The 18,507-nt window shown below is 56.0% G+C and carries 13 protein-coding genes; 2 read left to right on the forward strand and 11 right to left on the reverse strand.

The window, feature by feature from the left end; all coding sequences use genetic code 11:
* Position 1: 1 nt before the first annotated feature.
* Together QRN85_RS23740 and QRN85_RS23745 are read right to left on the reverse strand one after the other, a co-directional pair.
* Entirely contained in the window at positions 2-1,237 is a 1,236-nt protein-coding gene (locus tag QRN85_RS23740) for a 3-methyl-2-oxobutanoate dehydrogenase (2-methylpropanoyl-transferring) subunit alpha (RefSeq protein WP_113094083.1), read from the reverse strand.
* A 50-nt stretch (positions 1,238-1,287) separates the two neighbouring features.
* Positions 1,288-2,415 carry an acyl-CoA dehydrogenase family protein gene (locus QRN85_RS23745; protein ID WP_284760395.1) on the reverse strand — a complete coding sequence of 376 codons (1,128 nt, stop codon included), beginning with the start codon at positions 2,413-2,415 and terminating at the stop codon, positions 1,288-1,290.
* 261 nt (positions 2,416-2,676) lie between these two features.
* Here QRN85_RS23745 and QRN85_RS23750 point away from each other — a divergent pair, with 261 nt between their 5' ends.
* The gene (locus tag QRN85_RS23750; RefSeq protein ID WP_062588670.1) at positions 2,677-3,141 is read left to right on the forward strand and encodes an Lrp/AsnC family transcriptional regulator; all 465 of its coding nucleotides are present in this window, start codon (positions 2,677-2,679) and stop codon (positions 3,139-3,141) included.
* Between the two features lie 3 nt (positions 3,142-3,144).
* Here QRN85_RS23750 and QRN85_RS23755 read toward each other — a convergent pair whose 3' ends face one another.
* From QRN85_RS23755 to QRN85_RS23770, 4 genes are all read right to left on the reverse strand, one after another.
* Complete coding sequence (locus QRN85_RS23755; RefSeq protein ID WP_162726723.1) at positions 3,145-4,974, reverse strand: alpha/beta fold hydrolase; 1,830 nt, start codon at positions 4,972-4,974, stop codon at positions 3,145-3,147.
* Between the two features lie 120 nt (positions 4,975-5,094).
* Complete coding sequence (locus tag QRN85_RS23760; RefSeq protein ID WP_113094086.1) at positions 5,095-6,351, reverse strand: glycosyltransferase; 1,257 nt, start codon at positions 6,349-6,351, stop codon at positions 5,095-5,097.
* A gap of 93 nt (positions 6,352-6,444) precedes the next feature.
* Positions 6,445-7,521, reverse strand: coding sequence for a glycosyltransferase family 4 protein (locus tag QRN85_RS23765; protein ID WP_162739368.1), 1,077 nt, complete (start codon positions 7,519-7,521; stop codon positions 6,445-6,447).
* Positions 7,518-8,624, reverse strand: coding sequence for a glycosyltransferase (locus QRN85_RS23770; protein ID WP_162726721.1), 1,107 nt, complete (start codon positions 8,622-8,624; stop codon positions 7,518-7,520). The genes QRN85_RS23765 and QRN85_RS23770 overlap by 4 nt, the downstream gene beginning before the upstream one ends.
* A 285-nt stretch (positions 8,625-8,909) precedes the next feature.
* Here QRN85_RS23770 and QRN85_RS23775 point away from each other — a divergent pair, with 285 nt between their 5' ends.
* Positions 8,910-10,145: a glycosyltransferase gene (locus QRN85_RS23775; protein WP_162726720.1), complete on the forward strand. Its 1,236-nt coding sequence runs from the start codon at positions 8,910-8,912 to the stop codon at positions 10,143-10,145.
* Between the two features lie 15 nt (positions 10,146-10,160).
* On the opposite strand, the gene QRN85_RS23780 is transcribed toward QRN85_RS23775, so the two are convergent.
* The 5 genes from QRN85_RS23780 to QRN85_RS23800 all read right to left on the reverse strand — a co-directional run bounded on the left by QRN85_RS23780 (position 10,161) and on the right by QRN85_RS23800 (position 18,489).
* Entirely contained in the window at positions 10,161-11,075 is a 915-nt protein-coding gene (locus QRN85_RS23780) for an ATP-grasp fold amidoligase family protein (RefSeq protein ID WP_113094089.1), read from the reverse strand.
* A gap of 47 nt (positions 11,076-11,122) precedes the next feature.
* Entirely contained in the window at positions 11,123-12,415 is a 1,293-nt protein-coding gene (locus QRN85_RS23785) for a lipopolysaccharide biosynthesis protein (RefSeq protein WP_162726719.1), read from the reverse strand.
* A 9-nt stretch (positions 12,416-12,424) separates the two neighbouring features.
* Positions 12,425-14,497 (reverse strand): GumC family protein, encoded by a 2,073-nt coding sequence (locus tag QRN85_RS23790; RefSeq protein ID WP_162726718.1) that lies wholly within the window; start codon positions 14,495-14,497, stop codon positions 12,425-12,427.
* A 558-nt stretch (positions 14,498-15,055) separates the two neighbouring features.
* Positions 15,056-16,960 carry a methyl-accepting chemotaxis protein gene (locus QRN85_RS23795; RefSeq protein WP_113094092.1) on the reverse strand — a complete coding sequence of 635 codons (1,905 nt, stop codon included), beginning with the start codon at positions 16,958-16,960 and terminating at the stop codon, positions 15,056-15,058.
* Between the two features lie 452 nt (positions 16,961-17,412).
* Positions 17,413-18,489, reverse strand: a complete 1,077-nt coding sequence (locus QRN85_RS23800) for an ABC transporter ATP-binding protein (RefSeq protein ID WP_113094093.1) — start codon at positions 18,487-18,489, stop codon at positions 17,413-17,415.
* Between the last annotated feature and the right edge of the window lie 18 nt (positions 18,490-18,507).

Raw genomic sequence — 18,507 nt, forward strand, 5'->3', positions numbered from 1 at the left:
GTCAGTACCCCGCCTTCTGGCGCTGTCGGCGAATGTGATCAGGCATTTCCGCGTAGACGCCTTCAAAGATATCGCGAACGGAAGGCTTGCCACCGGCGTGCAGCGTGCCGTGGCTTTCCGCCTCCTTCTGCGCTTCGATGACCTCATCCATGATCTCTGCCTCCGTCTGCTGGTGACGCTCCTCTGACCAGGCGCCAAGCACGATGAGATGGTTCTTCAGACGCAGTATGGGATCGCCGAGTGGCCATGCCTCGGACTCGGTCTTGGGACGATATGCGCTGGGATCATCCGAGGTGGAATGTGCGCCCGCACGGTACGTCACATACTCCACGAGTGTGGGACCAAGATTACGGCGAGCCCGCTCGACAGCCCATTTCGCCACCGCATGAACGGCGAGATAATCATTGCCATCCACGCGCAGCGCCGGGATGCCGAAGCCAAGGCCTCGGGCTGCGAATGTGCCGGAGCCCCCACGGGCTATTCCCTGAAAGGTGGAGATTGCCCACTGGTTGTTGACGATGTTCAGAACGACCGGCGCTTTGTAGGTTGAAGCAAAAACGAGGGCCGAGTGAAAATCCGATTCCGCCGTGGAGCCATCTCCGATCCATGCGGCAGCAATTTTCGTGTCGCCCTTGATGGCCGACGCCATGGCCCAGCCGACCGCCTGCACATATTGCGTTGCCAGATTGCCAGAAACGGTGAAGAATCCATGGTCCTTGGCCGAATGGAGAACCGGCATTTGCCGACCGTGCAGAGGATCGTTCTCGTTGGAAAAAATCTGGTTCATCATGGTCACGAGCGGATAGTCGTCCGCGATCAGCAGACCTGCCTGCCGATAGGTGGGGAAGTTCATGTCACCCTTCGACAAAGCCTTCCGAAAGGCGCAACTGACCGCTTCTTCACCCAGATGCTGCATGTAGAACGAGGTTTTGCCCTGCCGCTGCGCCATGACCATGCGGGCATCAAATGCTCTCAGCCGCATCATGTTGCGAAGCCCGATCAGCAGCTCCTCATGGGATAGCGTGCCCGCCCATGGTCCCACCGCCTCTCCGTGACGGTTGAGAACGCGGATGATCGAATAGGCCAGATCGCGCATGGATTCCGGTGCTGCATCAATGTCCGGGCGTGGCACGGCACCGGCTGCAGGTATCTTGACGTTGGAAAAATCCGGCTGTCCGCCGGGCCTTACCGCCGGTTCCGGCACATGCAGGCTCAAGCCGCTCGTCGTTTCCGTCATTGCTTTCCGCTCCTCCACAGAACATCCGCCTCCTCAAACGGTCGAAACCATCACAAGCCGCGCGCAATCACCATGCGCTGAACATCGCTCGTTCCTTCGTAAATCTGGCATATCCGAACATCTCTATAGATCCGCTCGACAGGGTAATCGGCCATGTAGCCGTAGCCGCCATGGATCTGGATGGCGTCGGAGCAAACACGCTCCGCCATTTCAGATGCAAAAAGCTTCGCCATGGATGCCTGCGAAAGGCAGGGCTCGCCTGCCTCTTTCAAGGCTGCGGCGTGAAGAACCAGCTGCCGGGCAGCCTCGATCTGCATGGCCATGTCTGCAAGCCGGAAAGCAACTGCCTGATGTTCGCTGATTGCCTTTCCGAATGCTTTTCGCTGACTGGAATAATCCTTCGCCGCCTCGAAGGCGGCGCGCGCCATGCCAACCGCCTGGGCGGCTATGCCGATGCGCCCGCCTTCGAGATTGGCCAGCGCGATCCTGTATCCCTCACCCTCGTCACCCAGCCGCAACGATGCGGGCACACGCATGTCCGTGAACGCAAGCTGACAGGTATCGGAGGAATGCAGGCCAAGTTTTTCCTCGACCCTTATAACCTCGTAACCTGGTGTGTTCGTGGGAACAATGAAGGCAGAGATACCCTTCTTGCCCGCCTGTGGGTCGGTTACGGCAAAGACGATGATGACATCACCGTTCTTGCCGGACGTGATGAATTGTTTTGCGCCATTGATCACGTAGTCGTCGCCATCGCGAATGGCGCGAGTCCTAAGGTTGGAGGCGTCTGATCCCGCATGGGGTTCGGTCAGTGCAAAGCCGCCGATCCATTCGCCGATGCTCAGTTTCGGGAGAAAACGGTTTCGCTGCTCTTCCGTACCGAATTTAAGGATGGGCACGCATCCAACCGAATTGTGCACGCTCATGATCGTTGAGCACGATCCATCTGCCGCAGCGATTTCCTCGAGAGCCAGCGCATAGGCAACGGCTCCCACATCGGATCCACCATAGTCCTCGTCAACCAGCATTCCGAGAAAGCCCAGCTCACCCATTTCCCGCAATTCCTTTGCGGGAAATCGACTTTCGCGGTCTCGCTCGGCTGTGCCCGGCGATAATCGATCACGCGCAAAGGCACGAGCCATGTCTTTGATTTGCTGCTGAGATTCGTTGAGAATCATACGGCCTCCCTAACGAAGGCCGCGATGCCATCTGGGCTTCGCCGTTTGCCTGATGCAGTCACTTTCCACCTCCTTGGAAAGAGCCATTTGCGCTTTTCCCCTCCTCCAAGGCTGAAGCGCTACAACCGATGAAAAATCACTCAGGTTGCATATGAACGGTAACACCACATCCTTTACGATTCAAAACCAAACAGAGTGGCATTAATTGCCATCTTCAATCGTTTGATCTAGAATTTGACAAAAGGTTAGATCATTTGATCCATGATGGAACTCGATAGCTTCGACCAGAAAATATTGCATGTCCTCAGCGAGGATGGGCGCATCAGTTGGCGTGATCTTGCCGACCGCATAGGCCTGTCATTTTCGCCAACCCTGCGGCGTGTCCGCAAGTTGGAGGAACAGGGAATTATCAGAGGATATACAGCAGTCTTTGACGAAAACCGCCTGTTGGGGAACATGGGCGTGTTCATATCCGTCACGCTGGAACGGCAGATCAAGGATGCCCTTGTGACATTCGAGCACAGCGTCGCATCCATGCCCGAGGTGGTGGGAGGCTACCAAACCAGTGGCAGTTCGGACTACCTGATTCACGCCATGGTCAGAGATCTCGCGCATTATCAGCAGCTTCTCGATTTTCTGACGACCGTACCCGGCGTCGCTCGTATCCAGTCCAACTTTGCGACGAAAACCTTCGTCCGCCGTTCGGCTGCCTTCACCGGTGAGTGAATTCTATCCAGCCTTGCTTTCCGGCGGAAATTGCAGAGCGATCAGTCTGACCTCATCTGCCCAGGCGTGCCTCGCTTCCGCCGTCGTCAAGTTATGGTCCGCATCGGCGATGTAAACGATGCGTGGATTGCCATAGCGGCTGGTCAGCAATCGTCCACGCGGGCCAAAATTCGTTTCCAGCATCGCGGCGCCGATATCACCTTCGGTAAAGATGATGGTCATCCGCGTGTCATTGGCAACAATGGCGTTGAAATCCTGCGAGAGCTTTGCGAAACGCGGGGAGAGGAATGGAAAGCGCACCATGAGCGGCGTCGTGAATGACACGAATTTTCCAACAATCATCGCCCATAGATTAACTATGCCATTTTTGACCCGAACATCGCCACTGAGGACCCGGCGCCAGAATGTGGACGACATCAGCTTCGCGCCATAGCTTGCCAGAGGTTGACGCGATGAAATCAGCAATGCCTCTACATCGGCATCGTCCGGGATATAGAAATCGAAAACATTGACCGGCACCACACCACTGAAACGTCTGTCCCTGACACCACTCTGGAACGCGGCCCAACCGCCGCTGCACCGCCCGGTCACGACGACGGGGAACAGACGTCGTTCTTCCAGAAACTGCATGGCGGCATCGATATCTTCCAGTTGCCCTTCCCCGTAGATGATCTGCTCCGGTCGACCGGGAACTGCTGGACTGTCAGCGATGTTGGCCATATCGAAACGCAGGCTTGGCACGCCGGACTTTGCGAGATCCCTGCAAAGCTTGGCAGATATCCGACCCCAGCCGGACGCACGCTCATAGCCGGTCGGAAGAACAAGCACGGTGGCACCGGTGCGTGGACCTTTTGGCTCCGAGAGGACGCCATACAGGCGGTTATCCTGTCCAAACCGCACGGGCGTTTCCTGAAAACCTTCCCCTTGCAGGGCAGCGGTTGTTGGCAGAGCGAATGGCTCATGACCGTGTCTTATCGAAGGGGTTTTACTTGCGATTTCGGCAGCCCACTCGGCCAGTGTTTCAATGGCGGAGGTCGGTGGCACTGAAAACAGCACATCCCGGATGAATCGATCATAGCCCTCGAACACGAGGGCTCTGGTGTCTACGCCAAGCGTCTTTATGTGCTCGGCAAACTCCACATCAGCGTGACGGTTTTCCTGCTGGAGCAGCAATATGTCGGCTGCGGGTGCCTTTGTGCCCGATGCGATGTTTAGCTTGCGCAGGCCTGCCGCTACCGGTTCGGGAATGACCTGCTCTCCCATGGACGGACCACTGGTACCGGTGTTGGGAATCGATCCCTGATTGGCGATCCGGCTTAGAGCAACGAATTCTCTCAACCAGTGACGACCGGACAATGCGGGTGCGGCAAGGGCCAGACCCGCAACGCCCCCCGATTGCTCTGCCACATTCCACGCGATTGCGCCGCCAATGCCGTGCCCGACAAACAAGATGCGATCCGCGCCGGATAGTGCCCTCAGCTTTTCCGCAGCTGCCCGTGTTGTTTTGAGCCAGATATCAAGACCAGCATCATAGCTGGCGCGATCAAGGGCGTCACCGGTTCCGGGATAGTCGAAGCGCATACTCGCCATCCCGCGCTTTGAAAGCTCGACGGCAAGTCGTTGCCAGAATTTGCGCGCGCAGAGTTCCTCAAATCCCCAGGAGCCGACGAACAATACCGCCGTATCCGTCATCTCTGGACCCAACAAGGAGGAATTTTCGGGAACCAGCTGCGCATCTGCCGGCCTGAAAAGACCAACGGTATCTGCGAATGTCACGGGGTAATCCGCAGCGATCTGGGCGTTCTTTCCCTTTATCTCATGCAGACCGACCATGGCATTCATCCCCCTTGACCCCCAACCCTTGCGAAACGCGCTGTGACAATGCCTGAGCGATATTAAACAATACTTGAGATAGTCTTGACGCTGCGGCGCCACGGTCCCTCACGCTACGGCTCAAAGATCGGACGCTGGCCTTCTGCCTGAATGTGCCGCCACCAGGATAGCGTTGAGCTTTTCATAATATTGAGAGGATTCGGACGTTCCCTTGAACCCTTCTATGCCGGGGAAGTGCGTATCTCTTTCGATCCACCACCGATCGACACCGATTGCCAGCGCTTTTTCCAGTACCCTTAACAAATCCCCTTCCCTGTCGGGATCGTAGCACCAGCCGGTTCCCAAATCGCGAAGGATTTCCGGGGTGCCGCCCCGTTCGGTTCCGATGACGGGAACACCATAAGTCGCCGCTTCCATCAGGATCAGGCTCTGCGGCTCGTGCCAGCGAGACGGAACGACAATGACATCAGCAAGCCTGTAGACTTCTTCCGGCGGGACAAATCCAAGAAACTGCACAGGTGCGTTTCCAGCAAGTGATTTCAAATGTTGGACATAGTCCTCACGACCGCGACCGGCGATCAACAGTGTCGCCTTTTCAGGATTGGAGAGCTTGAGAAATCCGGAAATAAGATCTTCGACGCCTTTCTCTTCTGCCAGCGCGCCGAGATAGCCAAAGGTGAAGCGCTCGCTCACGCCACTTTTTCGTCCCACCAGCGGGGCGTGGAACAGCGCCTCGCTTCGATTGGCATTGAGCAGTACATGCCAATCCGCATTCGGCAGAACATCGTTTTTCAAATATCGCTGGCGCAATGCGTCGCTGACCGAAATTGCCGTGACACCGTCGCCATTGCTGGATTTGATACGTGAGGTGAGAATACGACATTCCAGGCAAGGCTTTGCACAGTTTCCGGAACTGCGGAACATGCTCGATTTTGGGCAAAGCAGAGCATAATCATGCAGGTGCAGGCAGAGCGGAATATTCAGCGCACTTGTGGCCGCAAAGATCGCCGGCTGCATACGAGCGGAATTATGCGCGTAGACGAGGTCGACCTTTTCCCGGGCCAGTAACTCCATCATTTCCCGTGTCGAAGTGGCACCCAAGGCGCTCCGAATATGCCAGGCCAGCTTGGTAAGCTTACCTACTGCGGGTTTGCGTGGACCAGGCAGATAGCTGTTGTGCCAGTTTATTCTAAGGACCCTGATGCCATCACTGTTGACGCTTTCACCGGGCGGGGCGACCGCATCGCCCTCGAGCCCCAGAGAAAGAATGATGACCTCGTGATAACGCGAAAGTTCTGCCGCGCACATGCGTGCCACGATTTCTGCACCCCCCTCCTCCTGAGGTGCGAATGTCTGTGCGACGATACAGATTTTCATCGGTTTCGCATTTTCTCCATGACGCACTCGCTCTTGATAAAGGGCTGGCGAGGCTGATGATTGGATACTATTTCAGCAGACGTAAACATTACATCAAGCACGCGAAATAGCAGCGAGGAGTGCGCTTGCACTCTTGCTCCAGGAAAACTGTGCTGCCCGCACCCCGCCCTTCGTGATCATCTCGCTCCGCAGCTGGGGATTTTCCGAAAGCAGGTCGATCGATTGAACCATCTGAGCACTCGAATTCGGATCGAAATAGAGAGCGGCATCGCCGCAGACCTCGCGTGCTGGTTCAATATTCGAAGACAGGACCGGACATCCGAGGTACATTGCCTCCAGCGGTGGAATTCCAAATCCCTCATAAAGGCTCGGAAAGAGAAGAGCCGTCGCGTTTTTATAAAGAGCCGCAATTTCTTCATCGGAAAGCCGCCCGGTAAATACCACGCGGCCGTTTTGCGGGCCCTTGCCAACGCCGCTGGCATCATCCTTGAAGACACTTGAGGCAGCTGCGCCGACTATAGCGAATGTGGGAGCCCGTTCTCCCATGGATGAGATGGCCTCAATGGCGCGGCCGATATTCTTGTTGGGTGTCGGAGAGCCCACAAAAAGCAGATAGGCGTTTTCAGCAAGGCCGAGGCGTCCAAGGACGGTTTCGTCCGGGACAATGTTGGCCATATGCTCGCAGCTGTTGGGGATAACGGAAACATCAGTCGCGCCGATTGTTTGCGCCAGCTCCCGACGCGAGAATTCCGAGACCGTCGCGATCTTGCCTCTGCGCGCAAGAATATGCCCAAGCGATCCGTGGACAGCCCGGTAGGAACGGGAAAAATTCTCCGGTGTGCGAAAGATCATCGCGTCATGGATGACGGTCAGGCTTCTGCTGTGCAGGATCGGGCCGCTATTGCACAAATTCACCAGTCGACCGGCACGGGCGGCGGCAAAGAGTTGGGTCTGTTCCCACAGATGTCCTGAAAGAGTGCCGACATGACGCTGCTTTATGGCCGACAGTTTAAGGTCGAGCTCCGCATTTGCAGGTGCCAGCAAGACCCATTCTTCCTGAGAGCCCGAAGCAATCAGATGTTCATCCAATGCTTTGACGATCTCGCGCGCGAAGCGCTGCACGCCGCTGGTTTTTTGAGACAAGAAGCGACCATTGATGAAATTCTTCATATGCGGCTAATGCTCTCAGCGGAAGGTTTACTCACAATGGTGCGATAGAGGTCCATAAGCTCCTGATTCGTCCGCTCGCTGCGATACCGCTCCATGAAGCGTTGATATCCAGCCGCACCCATTCGTGCCCAGCTTTCTCGATTGCGTGATGAGATGGCTCGCGCCAGCGCCACGTGGTCTCCAGCGGGAAAGAGAATGCCGGTAACGCCATCACTTACGACAGACTGCAAACCTCCGACAGCAGATGCGATAACCGGTTTATGAGCGCGCATTGCTTCGAGCGCAACCAACCCGAAGCCTTCCCAGCGCGAAGGCATTACAACAACATCGCAAACCGCCATTTGACCCGTAATCTCTTCGGCAGACTTCCAACCCAGGAATTCGACATTTGCCGGGGTAGCCTGCTTGAGATGGTCCCGATTTGTGACATGTGCACCAATGATGCGAAAGACCGCCGTTTCGCCAAGCGAGGCTGCAGCTTCAAGAAGAACGTCCACGCCTTTTTGCCTGTCCAGGCGGCCAACGAAGAGCACTTTTGTGCGTTCGTCCTTCCACTGGGCCGGGACACTTTCTGGCGGTCTTGACGATATGCCGTTTTCGATCACCCTCATACGATCCGCGGGTATACCGGCCTTGAGGCCCTGCTGATACTCATGGTCCGAGATGGCCACAATAATTCGCGAAAGAGGGACCAGGGCCCTCTCGACCCATCGGGCTGGATATTTCAGGTTGCCAAGTGTCTGCATGTCGAACACCCAGCCGTGGGGGCAATAGACGACTGGCGGAAACTGTCCCGGTAGCGCGCTGATCGCCCTGACGATTGCCCCGGCAAAAGTGGAATGTGCATGGACGATATCAGGCCTGAATTCCCTGACTTGTCGCGCCACTGCGGCACCCAGCGCAGGAAGCGCGGTTAATCGTCTTTTCCGCGCGAAGGTGGAGACGCAGGAGGGAGGGATGTTCTTTAGAAAGCTGACATGAGCGTCGGGAACCAGTAGCCTCACATTTTTTTCACCCAGCACTGCGATCTGAGCCGGGACCGTTTCGTTCAGATAGGTCGCGGGGCCGCCCGGCAAGGTCTCAAAGACGTGCAGAATCCTCATGATCCCCTCATTCATGATACAGCATCGAATGCGATCTGCTCTTTCACCGTGACTTAAAGCCCAAAATTCTTAATAATATGAAATGTAAGGGGAAAATAATAAATGTTATCTTCCGCGATATCAGGGGAAGACTTGTTTGCAGATGCACACTACGTCTCCAAGCAATTTAGTTCTACGCGGGACTGAATACACCTGACTGTTGTTCAATATATTTAAATGGTTGCAACGGCATAAGTGGGCCTGAAGCTCAACAAAGGCACTTGTCGTGGACAGAGGGCAGCGGATTTGAAGATCTGCATCGTATCGCAGACGTTTGCTCCCCAGGAAGAGGGTGGCGCGGAAATCTCTGCGCGGCTTGGCGCGGTCCAGCTGGGGCAGCGCCATGATGTCACGGTATTGGCACTCGGCAAGGCAGGCGATCCCGTTGCCCCGACCGGTGAGAGGCAACTGCCCGGTGGCATCCGTCTGGTCCGAATTCAGTGGAACAATACCTATCTCCCGCTGCCGCGGAAATCCTCGGTCGGGTTGATAAGACGCGCAGGCTGGCACCTGCGCACGGCATTGGGTGCAGTCTGCCCTCAAGAACTGACGCAGTTTCTGATACGGGAGAAATTCGACCTCATTTATGCGCAGAACTCTTCCTATATGCAGCCTGCCCTGTTCATTGCGGCACGCCAGGCAAATGTACCCATTTGCCTGCATTTGAGGGATTATGGCCTGCTCTGTCCCAAGACCAGCATGTTTCGCAATGGTCAAAACTGTGAGCGTCCCTGTTTCGACTGCTCTCTTCTCAAGCAGCGCGTGTCGTCACTAAACGGGTCGGGCATGACGGTGATTGCCGTCAGCGAGGCGTTGCGGCAAAGATTCGCCGACAATGGCCTGCTTCAGGACGCCAAATGGCACGTCATGCACAACACCAATGCGGCAGAAAGCAGTTTCGAAACCAGCCTGGTTGGCAGACGGGAGCCAAAGTCGAAAACATTCACCTTCGGTTATCTTGGCGCAATCTCCGAAGAGAAGGGCATCGGGGATCTGTTGCAGGCGTTCAGCTCCGTTTGCGATAAAAACGATGCCCGGCTGGTTCTGGCGGGAAGAGGCCGTGAGAACGACGTCAAAAAACTGAAAAAAAGGGCTGCAGGAAAGGCGGTTGAGTTTACCGGCTTTGTTCCTCCCGAAAATGTCTATCGGCAGGCCGATGTGATGGTCTTGCCATCCCGCTGGCACGAACCGCAAAGCCGCATATTGATCGAGGCGCCAATCTACGGCCTTCCGGTAATTGGCACGATGCGGGGCGGAACGACCGAGATCATCAATCAAAACCAGACCGGCTGGCTCTACGACCCGGACCAGCCCGGCGCCTTGGCCGATCTCCTGACCAAAGCTATCGAGATCGGCCAGGAGCAATGGTGGAAACAGCGGGATACTCTGTTTCCCGGCATAGCGAACTTCAAAGGCACGGCAGAGCAATCCGATTATTATGGACGTCTGGAAGCGGTGCTATTGAGTGCGGCAGCACGCTGAGATTATCCTCGCAGCTTAGTTATCGCCCGTTTGAAACGTGCCTTCCGGCTTGTCTTTCCAGAATTTTCCCAGCCACAGATCGGTTGATGGCGGCCTGAATGCCCCGAAGGCAGAGGTTGGGCTGAAAGTCATTTCGCCGAACAGGGGGCCCGATTCCTTGTCGTAGAAATCGATGCGAACAAATTCGAACCCCTGTGCCAGAGTGCGTGCCGCAGCTAGAATTTCATCCAGATGCGGAGGACGAGGCAACTCACCCAGCTCCAATGGATAATAGTGACCGAAATCGAGCTTGTTCCAGTTTTCGTCGTAGAAGCAGCGGCGATGATCCGAAAAGCGTGCGGTATCGATCTGTATGCACGGGATGTCGTTCTCAAAGCAGAACAGCTTGTAGTCGACTGGCGCCTCACCATTGTCGCCGATGAATGGCTCAATGAAAATTTCCGGATCGATGTGGTTATACCACTCTTCCGCCAGCCTCCACGCCGTTCGCCCTGCCAGCCAGGCCGCACATTTTTCCTTAGCACCGACCAGATCTTCCGGCCCGTAGACGAAGATGTTGCGATCAGATCCGTGATTGACCTTGATCACATAGGGAAACGGCAAAGGCGGGCAATCATCGAGATTTTTACCACGCCAGAGGGTCGGCGTCACCCATTTGTCGCCCAGCACCTTGGCCACATGTGCCTTCACCGCAATCTTGTCGCTGAGCATTATCAGCCGGGGATCGGATGCCGGGCTTGTCCATGCTATTTTCCGCGCGGCGAGATGCTCATTCAGTGTCTTCGGGTTATCGAGGTCAGGCCAGAGCTTATGATATCTGTAGTACTGCAATTGGGTGGCCTGCTTGATTGGCAGGCTGTTGATGGTGGCGTGGTAAAGGCTTTTCAACAGGCGGCGTATTGCTGAATGCTTCGGCTGATCAGATGCCATGGTTCCCCAACCCTCGCTGAACTCGTCTGGTACTCAAATATCTTTGCTTACGGGCGCGACGCTCGCCACAGCAATGTGCTGGATATGGACGCCGTCACAAGCGCGGTGAAAAAGGCGGAAAGTCCCGCTCCGATAAAGCCGAAGGAGCTGATCAGAATGACGCTCATCGCGATCGACAGTAGGACACTGGAAAGGTTGACGAAGGCGTAATGGGCGTCTTTTCTCAAACTGTTGAGGCCAAGACCCATCAGGTCGGTGCAGGAGCGCACGACCGCGGTGAGCAGCAGAAGCGCAAACATTCCCTGATGCTCTCCAAGTTCCGGCATATTCATGAAGTGGACAAGAATATTGCCGCTCAAAAATATGGCGAGACCGAGAGCAAAGGCGACGGCAGCGGTTTTTGTGAACTGCCAGACCATCGCTTCCCGCCACTCTCTCATCGATCCCGTATTGTAGGCCTTGAACAGCACAGGAACCGCAACCTGCAATACCGCCGTCGAGATCAAGGTCTGCAATGCATTGGCCAGTGACCAATAGAATGTGTAGACGCCGGTCAAGGAAAGCGTGAGCAAAAGTGAAACGATATATCGATCAGCATAGACGAGGCCGACATTGCTCATGTCGCTGATGTAGATCAGCCATGCCCGACGCATCCGCTTGCGAACCCAGCGCAGCCGCACCGGCGCCTGAAAAATACGCCTGATGGGCCAGCCACGCAGAAACCATGCAAGCCCCAGGAACATCAGAATATAACCGCAACTCCAAGCGGTCATGATCGCTTCGATTGTGCGAAGAGACTGAAATGCCAAGCCAAGCCCGATGACCGGCACGATCCAGGATGAGGTCCTTAGAAAAAACAGCACATTTGCCTGACTGGACATTTCCTGCGCAATCAAGGGCACGTGAATGTCGCAGGAAATCGTTTCCAGCCAGACGACCAGAAGAATGAGGAAATAGAGCGGGGTTACAGAATGACCCAGCAAGAAGGCGACTGTCAGCACAACAGCCGTCATCACGGCGAGAGATGTGACCGTCACAAGCAAGCGGGTCTTCATGTAAAGACCTGCGACACCGGAGGTCTTGCCACTCACATCTCGAGAGATGAAATAATTCAGGCCCCAGCCCAATGCCGCGGGGGCGGCATTGACGACGCCAAGCGCAAGGCCGTACACGCCGGCAGCCTCAAGCCCCATAAATTTGACGATGTAGAAGGAAAGCGCAAAACGCAAAACCAGCGTGGAGCCACGAAGCCCCATATTGAAGAGTACATTCATGCCGGAAAAGGATCGACCTTGTAGAAAAGGGATCCTGATAGCAGCCCGGTTGTTGTCTTCAGCCAATTTCATTCCTCAATATTGCAGCCCGGAATGCGTCATCCGGACAAGCCTTATGTCCTCCATTCCACTTTCCTCCAGTGAAACGAGGGCAATCACGACACTGCCGGTATCTTCCTCGTGCTGCATGAGGAATACTTCGTCGAATACGTGGCTTTCACCCGAATGGATGCTCGATTTTGTTGCCACACCGCCATCTACCACGATGCAATCGAATTTTTCTCCTTTTTCGTCCTGCGCATCGCGCAAAACGCCGTGGCCTCCACGTCCGTCAATCGCGGCAAAGTGCAGACACGGCAAGGCCTCGACAGCATATGGTGCGTCCAGCGCCGGCCGATCCGCTGCTTCCGGCAGAAGCATCGCTGTGAGCAATGGATCGTGCGCCGCGGCATCGACAAGCAAAACCCTGCGTCCCAGCTTTGACACTTCTGCCGCCAGATTAAAGGCAGCGTAAGGCGCACGGTTTTTGACACCTGTGGAAACGACGAGGATGGAATGATTGTTGCCCGGGCTCATTCCCGAGGACACAGTGCGGGCAAGGGCGCTGAAGTCGTCACCCGCAGATGCGCTCAACGACTTGGTGTCGACTTCCCGAACAAGTCGGCTTGTCTGCGCAGTGCTGGGAAAAGGACGTTCCTCGTCCATGTGTGGCGGTGGCAATTGAGCCTGCCTTCCTTCCTCTCTGTCTGCTTCCGCGTCGACATCCTTGCGCGGCTTGCGAAGAAGACGTTGCGGCTCGTAGGGCAGGCTGCGAAACTGATCGCGGACAACAAGGAGGCCAGCGGCCAGCATCAGACCCAGAATTCCACCACCCGCCACGATCAAGGCACGCGGTGGTCCTGCGGCACGCAGAGGAGGCTCGGCGCTAGAAATGATCTGCGGGTTCTCATTGGAAGTGCCCTGCTGTTCCGACAGCTGCTTGGTGCGCAGCAGGAAGGCCTCATAGACCGCGCGGTCGCTTTCGAGTTTGCGCTGCAGTTCGCGCAGACGCACCATCGTCTGTTCGTCGCTATTGAGTGTTGTCTTCAGCGCATCTGCGTTTTTGCGCAACAGTGCCAACTGGTTTTTCAGGCGCTCCAGATTGCCCGACGTCGCGGTCGCGAAATTGCGCAATTGCTCATCAAGAATATTCGCCAGCGACTGGCTACGGGCGCGCGCAGCCTGCAGGGATGGATGCTGGGCACCCAGAGAGGCAGCCTGAACCTGCTCCTCCTCGCGACTTTCCTGATAACGCGCGCGCAGCGAAATGATCGCAGGCGTCAAGGACGTGTCTGGGATTGAACGCAGATACTGACTGTCGTTTCTGGCGCGGTTCAACTCCGCCACCAGCGCCTCGCTTTCGGCGACTGTCGCGGACAGTCTGGAAATTTCCGTATTGGCGTCGGCAATGCGCTGCTCGACATCTGGTCGGCCCTGAATATCGGCAAGATTATGTTCCGCACGGTATGCCTGCACGGCGCGATCGCCGTCTTCCACGGCCTTGCGCAGCTGGTCGAGTTGGGCGGCAAGTCCACCGCCTGTTCGGCGCAACACGTCACTGTTCATCTCAACGCGGACCTGCGTATAGGTCGTGGCAATGAGATTAGCGAGTTCGGCCGCCCGTTGCGGGCTGTCCGATTTCACGGAAACGTTGACGACGAAGCTGCGTCCGACAGCGGAAACGGACGTGACTTTTCTCAAGGCATCAAGCGCCAGATTGCTGCGGCTTTCCTTGTCCGGATAAAAAGGCTTAGCCGCCCCGAACTTTGGATCGTCGTAAAGCTTCTCGCTCTCTACTATACGCGACAAGACCTGCGCCGAGGTGATAATATATTGCTGGTTCAGAACATGGGAATCCACAGCGCGAGGCTGTCCGGGCAGATCGCTCTCAAGAACGCGCGATCCCTCCGGATCCAGCAATATCTGTGACGTCGCTATGTAGTAATTCGGCATGAGCAGCGAAGCGCCGAACGCCAGCGCCCCGCAAATGATGCCGATTAGGATGATGAAGAGGATGTTGCGCCATAACAATAGTGCCAGTCGCATAAGATTGTGCGTACCGCCTGCTTCCTCACGCGGATGTGGATCGTAAGACGTGGTGCCGTTCATCGCCATATCTGTCTACGATCCCATATTCCTGCGGAGCCGCCCCGCGGGTTTCCTGACATTGGTGTTTCGTCGCATCCCGGCATCCGCACCTGTCGAGCGATGAATTCAGCACTTCAGATACTGCTCTCATTTGCTCACATGTCATAGGACGCCTGAAGCATTGGCCATTGGTCAATCTATGGATGACGAGTTAATATACCGTTTTTCTTGGAAGAGATGAGTATTGAGGGAGCGATGCGAGCGAATCTATGACCACCTGGACAATCCGGCCTTTTTTCTCAATGTGGCCGATTTTCCCGAGTGTCCGTCTTCCATGCTTAAAGGTGACCGAAATGCTCCCTGCGGTCTCACGGGGACAGGAACGCACAGGGCCCGAAAGCCTGCCGATGAACGAGGATGGACGTCCCTTTTGCACGATTAAGCCGAGGAACTAGAGTATCCGCTTGATCAGGCGGCCCTTGCCAGCGCTTTAGCGACACTCATCACCTGGATGAAGCTAGGCCGGGAAACAGTGCGAAGCTCATTTCCCGGCCACGTTTTGAGTTTTATCGAGCAAGATCAGGCCGCAGCGCGGTAACGATGCTCTGTCTGACCATTGCTTTCCAGCTGGAACCGCTCAAGTTGCGTTCTCAACTGACGCGCCTCATCTGCCAGAACCTGGCTGGCCGCAGTCGTTTCTTCAACCATTGCAGCATTTTGCTGGGTCATCTGGTCCATGTGGTTGACCGAACTGTTGATCTCGGTGAGGGCCGTGGATTGCTCCTCGGCGGCCCGCGCAATAGTCGTGACGTGATCATCGACGCGATTGACGAGAGTTTCGATCTCCTTCAACGCCTCACCCGTGGACAGAACGAGGGAGACACCGCCCTTTACTTCATCCGCGGACGTGTTGATGAGCGACTTGATTTCCCGCGCGGCATTTGCCGAGCGCTGAGCAAGTTCACGCACTTCCTGCGCAACGACGGCGAAACCGCGTCCCGCTTCACCGGCGCGCGCGGCTTCGACACCGGCGTTCAGGGCAAGCAGGTTGGTCTGGAAAGCAATCTCATCGATAACGGAGATAATCTGGCCGATTTTCTGCGAGGACTGCTCAATACGGCCCATGGCATCAATAGCGTTGCGAACGATATCGCCGGACTTGCCTGCGCTACTCTTCGTTTCGCGAACCATCTGCGTCGCTTCGTTGGCGCGAGCTGTCGAGGTCTTGACCGTTGTTGTGATTTCTTCCAGCGCAGCGGCGGTTTCTTCCAGGGCAGCAGCCTGCTGCTCTGTGCGACGGGCAAGCTGATTTGCCGAGGAGGAAAGCTCGCCGGAGTTATCAGTGATTGTCCCTGCGGCCTGGCGGATCGTCTGCATGGTGCCACGCAGGGTGGCGAGCGTCTGGTTGACGTTCGTTTGCAGTTCGGCGAAGGCACCCTGGTAGCTGCCACTCATCTCCTGTGTGAGGTTAGCTTCAGAGAGCGCAGCGATCACGCGGCGCACTTCAGTAATCCCGCGATCAACGTTTACGACCAGCTCGTTCACGCCTTCTGCAAAACGCTGCAAGTCAGGATCTTCATAGCTCTTGGCAATACGCTTGGAGAAGTCACCGGCAGCGGCAGCGGCGACGATACCGCTGATGGAGGATTGCAGATCCTTGCTCTGCGCGGTGATGGCGGCTTCCTGGGCTTCCATTTCGCGCATTTGCGTTTCGTTTGCTCTAAAGATTTCCAGAGCGCGGGCCATTTCGCCGATTTCGTCCTGCCGATCGACACCTTCGATCTTTTCGCTCAGGTCGCCCTTGGCAAGGCTGCTCATGCGCTGGGTCAGCATGCGCACAGGACGCGAAATGCCGCGACCACCGACCGCAAGCGCCGCAAGGACACCGCCGACAATCGATACGACTGCTGTCGTGATCAGGACGATCATCGTAAAGCTCGATACAGAAAGTGCATGCGCACGAGATTCAGTCAGCGCATTGCCGGAATAGGTGCTGTAAACCTTGATTGCTGCGGTCACCGCCTTTTGACCTTCCAGGCTGTCGTTGAGGCCAGCCTTGATGGTATCGGTGGTCACAGCCGGACCGGAAGCCAGTTTTACAAGGGCGCGGATCTTGTCGAAATAGGCATTAAGCGCAACGCCGATATCCTGGAGCTGCTTCTTTTCGGTCTCATCCGCTGCAGCCGCGATCTTCGGCAGGCGCTCCAGCATTTCCTTGGCACGCTTTTCGGTATCGGCTGCAAAATCGGCTGATTTCTCGGGGGCGAGGACAAGCTGGTAGGTCAAGCGGCTCATCGCAATCACGTCGATGCGCAAATCCATTGCTTCTCGCGCGGCTTCTTCCTTCGCGCCGGTATCTTTCAGTGCCGCGCCCAGTGACATAAGTCCCTGAGTTCCGGCAATGGTGATGGCGAAGGCTGAAAAACCCATGAGCGCAACCACCAGGCTCACTTTCTTCAAAATCGATATATTGCTGATTTTCATATTGAACACCGGTTGGTTGATTTCTCATCTTCGAGAGCGGCGAATGCCAAATGCAGCACGATGCCACGTCGTTGACATAGATACGCCTAAATCCTTTCCGTAGTGTTGAAATTGCCCAGCGCTCCGGCTGCGTTTCCCGGCATACGCGGGATTTTTCGACTATACTTAAAAAAAAACCTACTCTTTCAAGAATGAAAAGTTGCGCCGGCGCGATAGACTACGCCGCCTGGTAGCAACCGCACGAACCATCGAGCTCTCTGTTCAGAGCGGGACTTCATAGGTCGGCGCGGTTATTCTGCGCTTTCGTCAAAACTCATTCGTCTGGCCAACGACGCAACCATGCTAAATCCTCACTTCGTCAGGCGTCACCCTGCCCGCAGCCTCGTCTCGCCAGCCGCACACTCACTGGCAGGCTGCTTAACGCTCGAATTTGCGAGGCAACGCTCCCGGCATCAAACCCTGCGGCCGTCGGCGCCGAAAAGATGTGCGTTGGCGATATCGAAGGAGAGCGGAGCGGTTTCGCCTATGCGCAACTGTTTCTGTCCCTCCAGCAAGACGGTTACAGCCTGACCATCCGCCGTGGTGGTGTAGATGACCGTCGACCCACCGAGATGCTCGACCAGTTGGACCTTTCCTTCACCTAGACTCGCAGATTGGATGTGCGCGTTGAAATGCTCCGGGCGGATGCCGAGTGTCAGGGTTTCACCATCTTCTGCCTCCAGCGAACGGTCGAGAACGATCTGTTGGCCAGACACCTCAATCGTTCTGCGGGATGGATCGCTGGAGACCAGCCTTGCCGTCAGAAAATTCATTTTTGGCGAACCGATGAAGCCAGCCACAAACTGATTTGCCGGTTGATTGTAAAGATCGAGCGGCCGCCCGACCTGCATGATACGCCCTTCACGCAGCACGACAATCTTGTCGGCCATGGTCATGGCCTCTACCTGATCATGTGTTACATAGATCATGGTGCTGCCAAGCGTCTGATGCAGCTTGGCGATTTCCACGCGCATCTGCACGCGCAACTCTGCATCGAGATTGGACAGCGGTTCGTCGAAGAGGAATATCTTCGGCTCTCGCACGATCGCCCGGCCAATCGCAACGCGCTGGCGCTGGCCGCCCGAGAGCGCTTTCGGCTTGCGCTGTAAGAGCGGACCGATTTGCAGCACGTCGGCCGCTTTCTGGACCCGAGCTTCGATTTCAGGGCGTTTATATCCGGCTGTTTCAAGGCCGAAAGCCAGGTTCTTGTACACGCTCATATGCGGATAAAGAGCGTATGATTGAAAGACCATGGCGATGCCGCGTTTGGAAGCAGCCGTTTCGTTGACCTTCTCGCCATCGATCAGAAGATCGCCGTCCGATATCTCCTCCAATCCGGCTATCATTCGCAAAAGCGTCGACTTGCCACAGCCCGAGGGGCCGACAAAGACGGTAAACTCGCCGGGCTCGATTACAAGGTCAATGCCGTGGATGACGGGAAAGGCACCGAAGCGCTTGACGATTTTTTCCAGAGTGATGCTGCTTGCCATATTGTTCTCCACCCGCGA

The sequence above is a fragment of the Agrobacterium sp. fls2-241-TYG-188a genome (assembly GCF_030209845.1).

What these genes read in the sequence shown, in the direction of transcription:
- QRN85_RS23755 (WP_162726723.1), bottom strand. Translation starts at nt 4,974, where the DNA reads ATGGTCGGTCTGCATGAGATAAAGGGAAAGAACGCCCAGATCGCTGCG.
- QRN85_RS23800 (WP_113094093.1), bottom strand. Translation starts at nt 18,489, where the DNA reads ATGGCAAGCAGCATCACTCTGGAAAAAATCGTCAAGCGCTTCGGTGCC.
- QRN85_RS23765 (WP_162739368.1), bottom strand. Translation starts at nt 7,521, where the DNA reads ATGAAGAATTTCATCAATGGTCGCTTCTTGTCTCAAAAAACCAGCGGC.
- QRN85_RS23745 (WP_284760395.1), bottom strand. Translation starts at nt 2,415, where the DNA reads ATGATTCTCAACGAATCTCAGCAGCAAATCAAAGACATGGCTCGTGCC.
- QRN85_RS23780 (WP_113094089.1), bottom strand. Translation starts at nt 11,075, where the DNA reads ATGGCATCTGATCAGCCGAAGCATTCAGCAATACGCCGCCTGTTGAAA.
- QRN85_RS23790 (WP_162726718.1), bottom strand. Translation starts at nt 14,497, where the DNA reads ATGAACGGCACCACGTCTTACGATCCACATCCGCGTGAGGAAGCAGGC.
- QRN85_RS23750 (WP_062588670.1), top strand. Translation starts at nt 2,677, where the DNA reads ATGATGGAACTCGATAGCTTCGACCAGAAAATATTGCATGTCCTCAGC.
- QRN85_RS23795 (WP_113094092.1), bottom strand. Translation starts at nt 16,960, where the DNA reads ATGAAAATCAGCAATATATCGATTTTGAAGAAAGTGAGCCTGGTGGTT.
- QRN85_RS23770 (WP_162726721.1), bottom strand. Translation starts at nt 8,624, where the DNA reads ATGAGGATTCTGCACGTCTTTGAGACCTTGCCGGGCGGCCCCGCGACC.
- QRN85_RS23740 (WP_113094083.1), bottom strand. Translation starts at nt 1,237, where the DNA reads ATGACGGAAACGACGAGCGGCTTGAGCCTGCATGTGCCGGAACCGGCG.
- QRN85_RS23760 (WP_113094086.1), bottom strand. Translation starts at nt 6,351, where the DNA reads ATGAAAATCTGTATCGTCGCACAGACATTCGCACCTCAGGAGGAGGGG.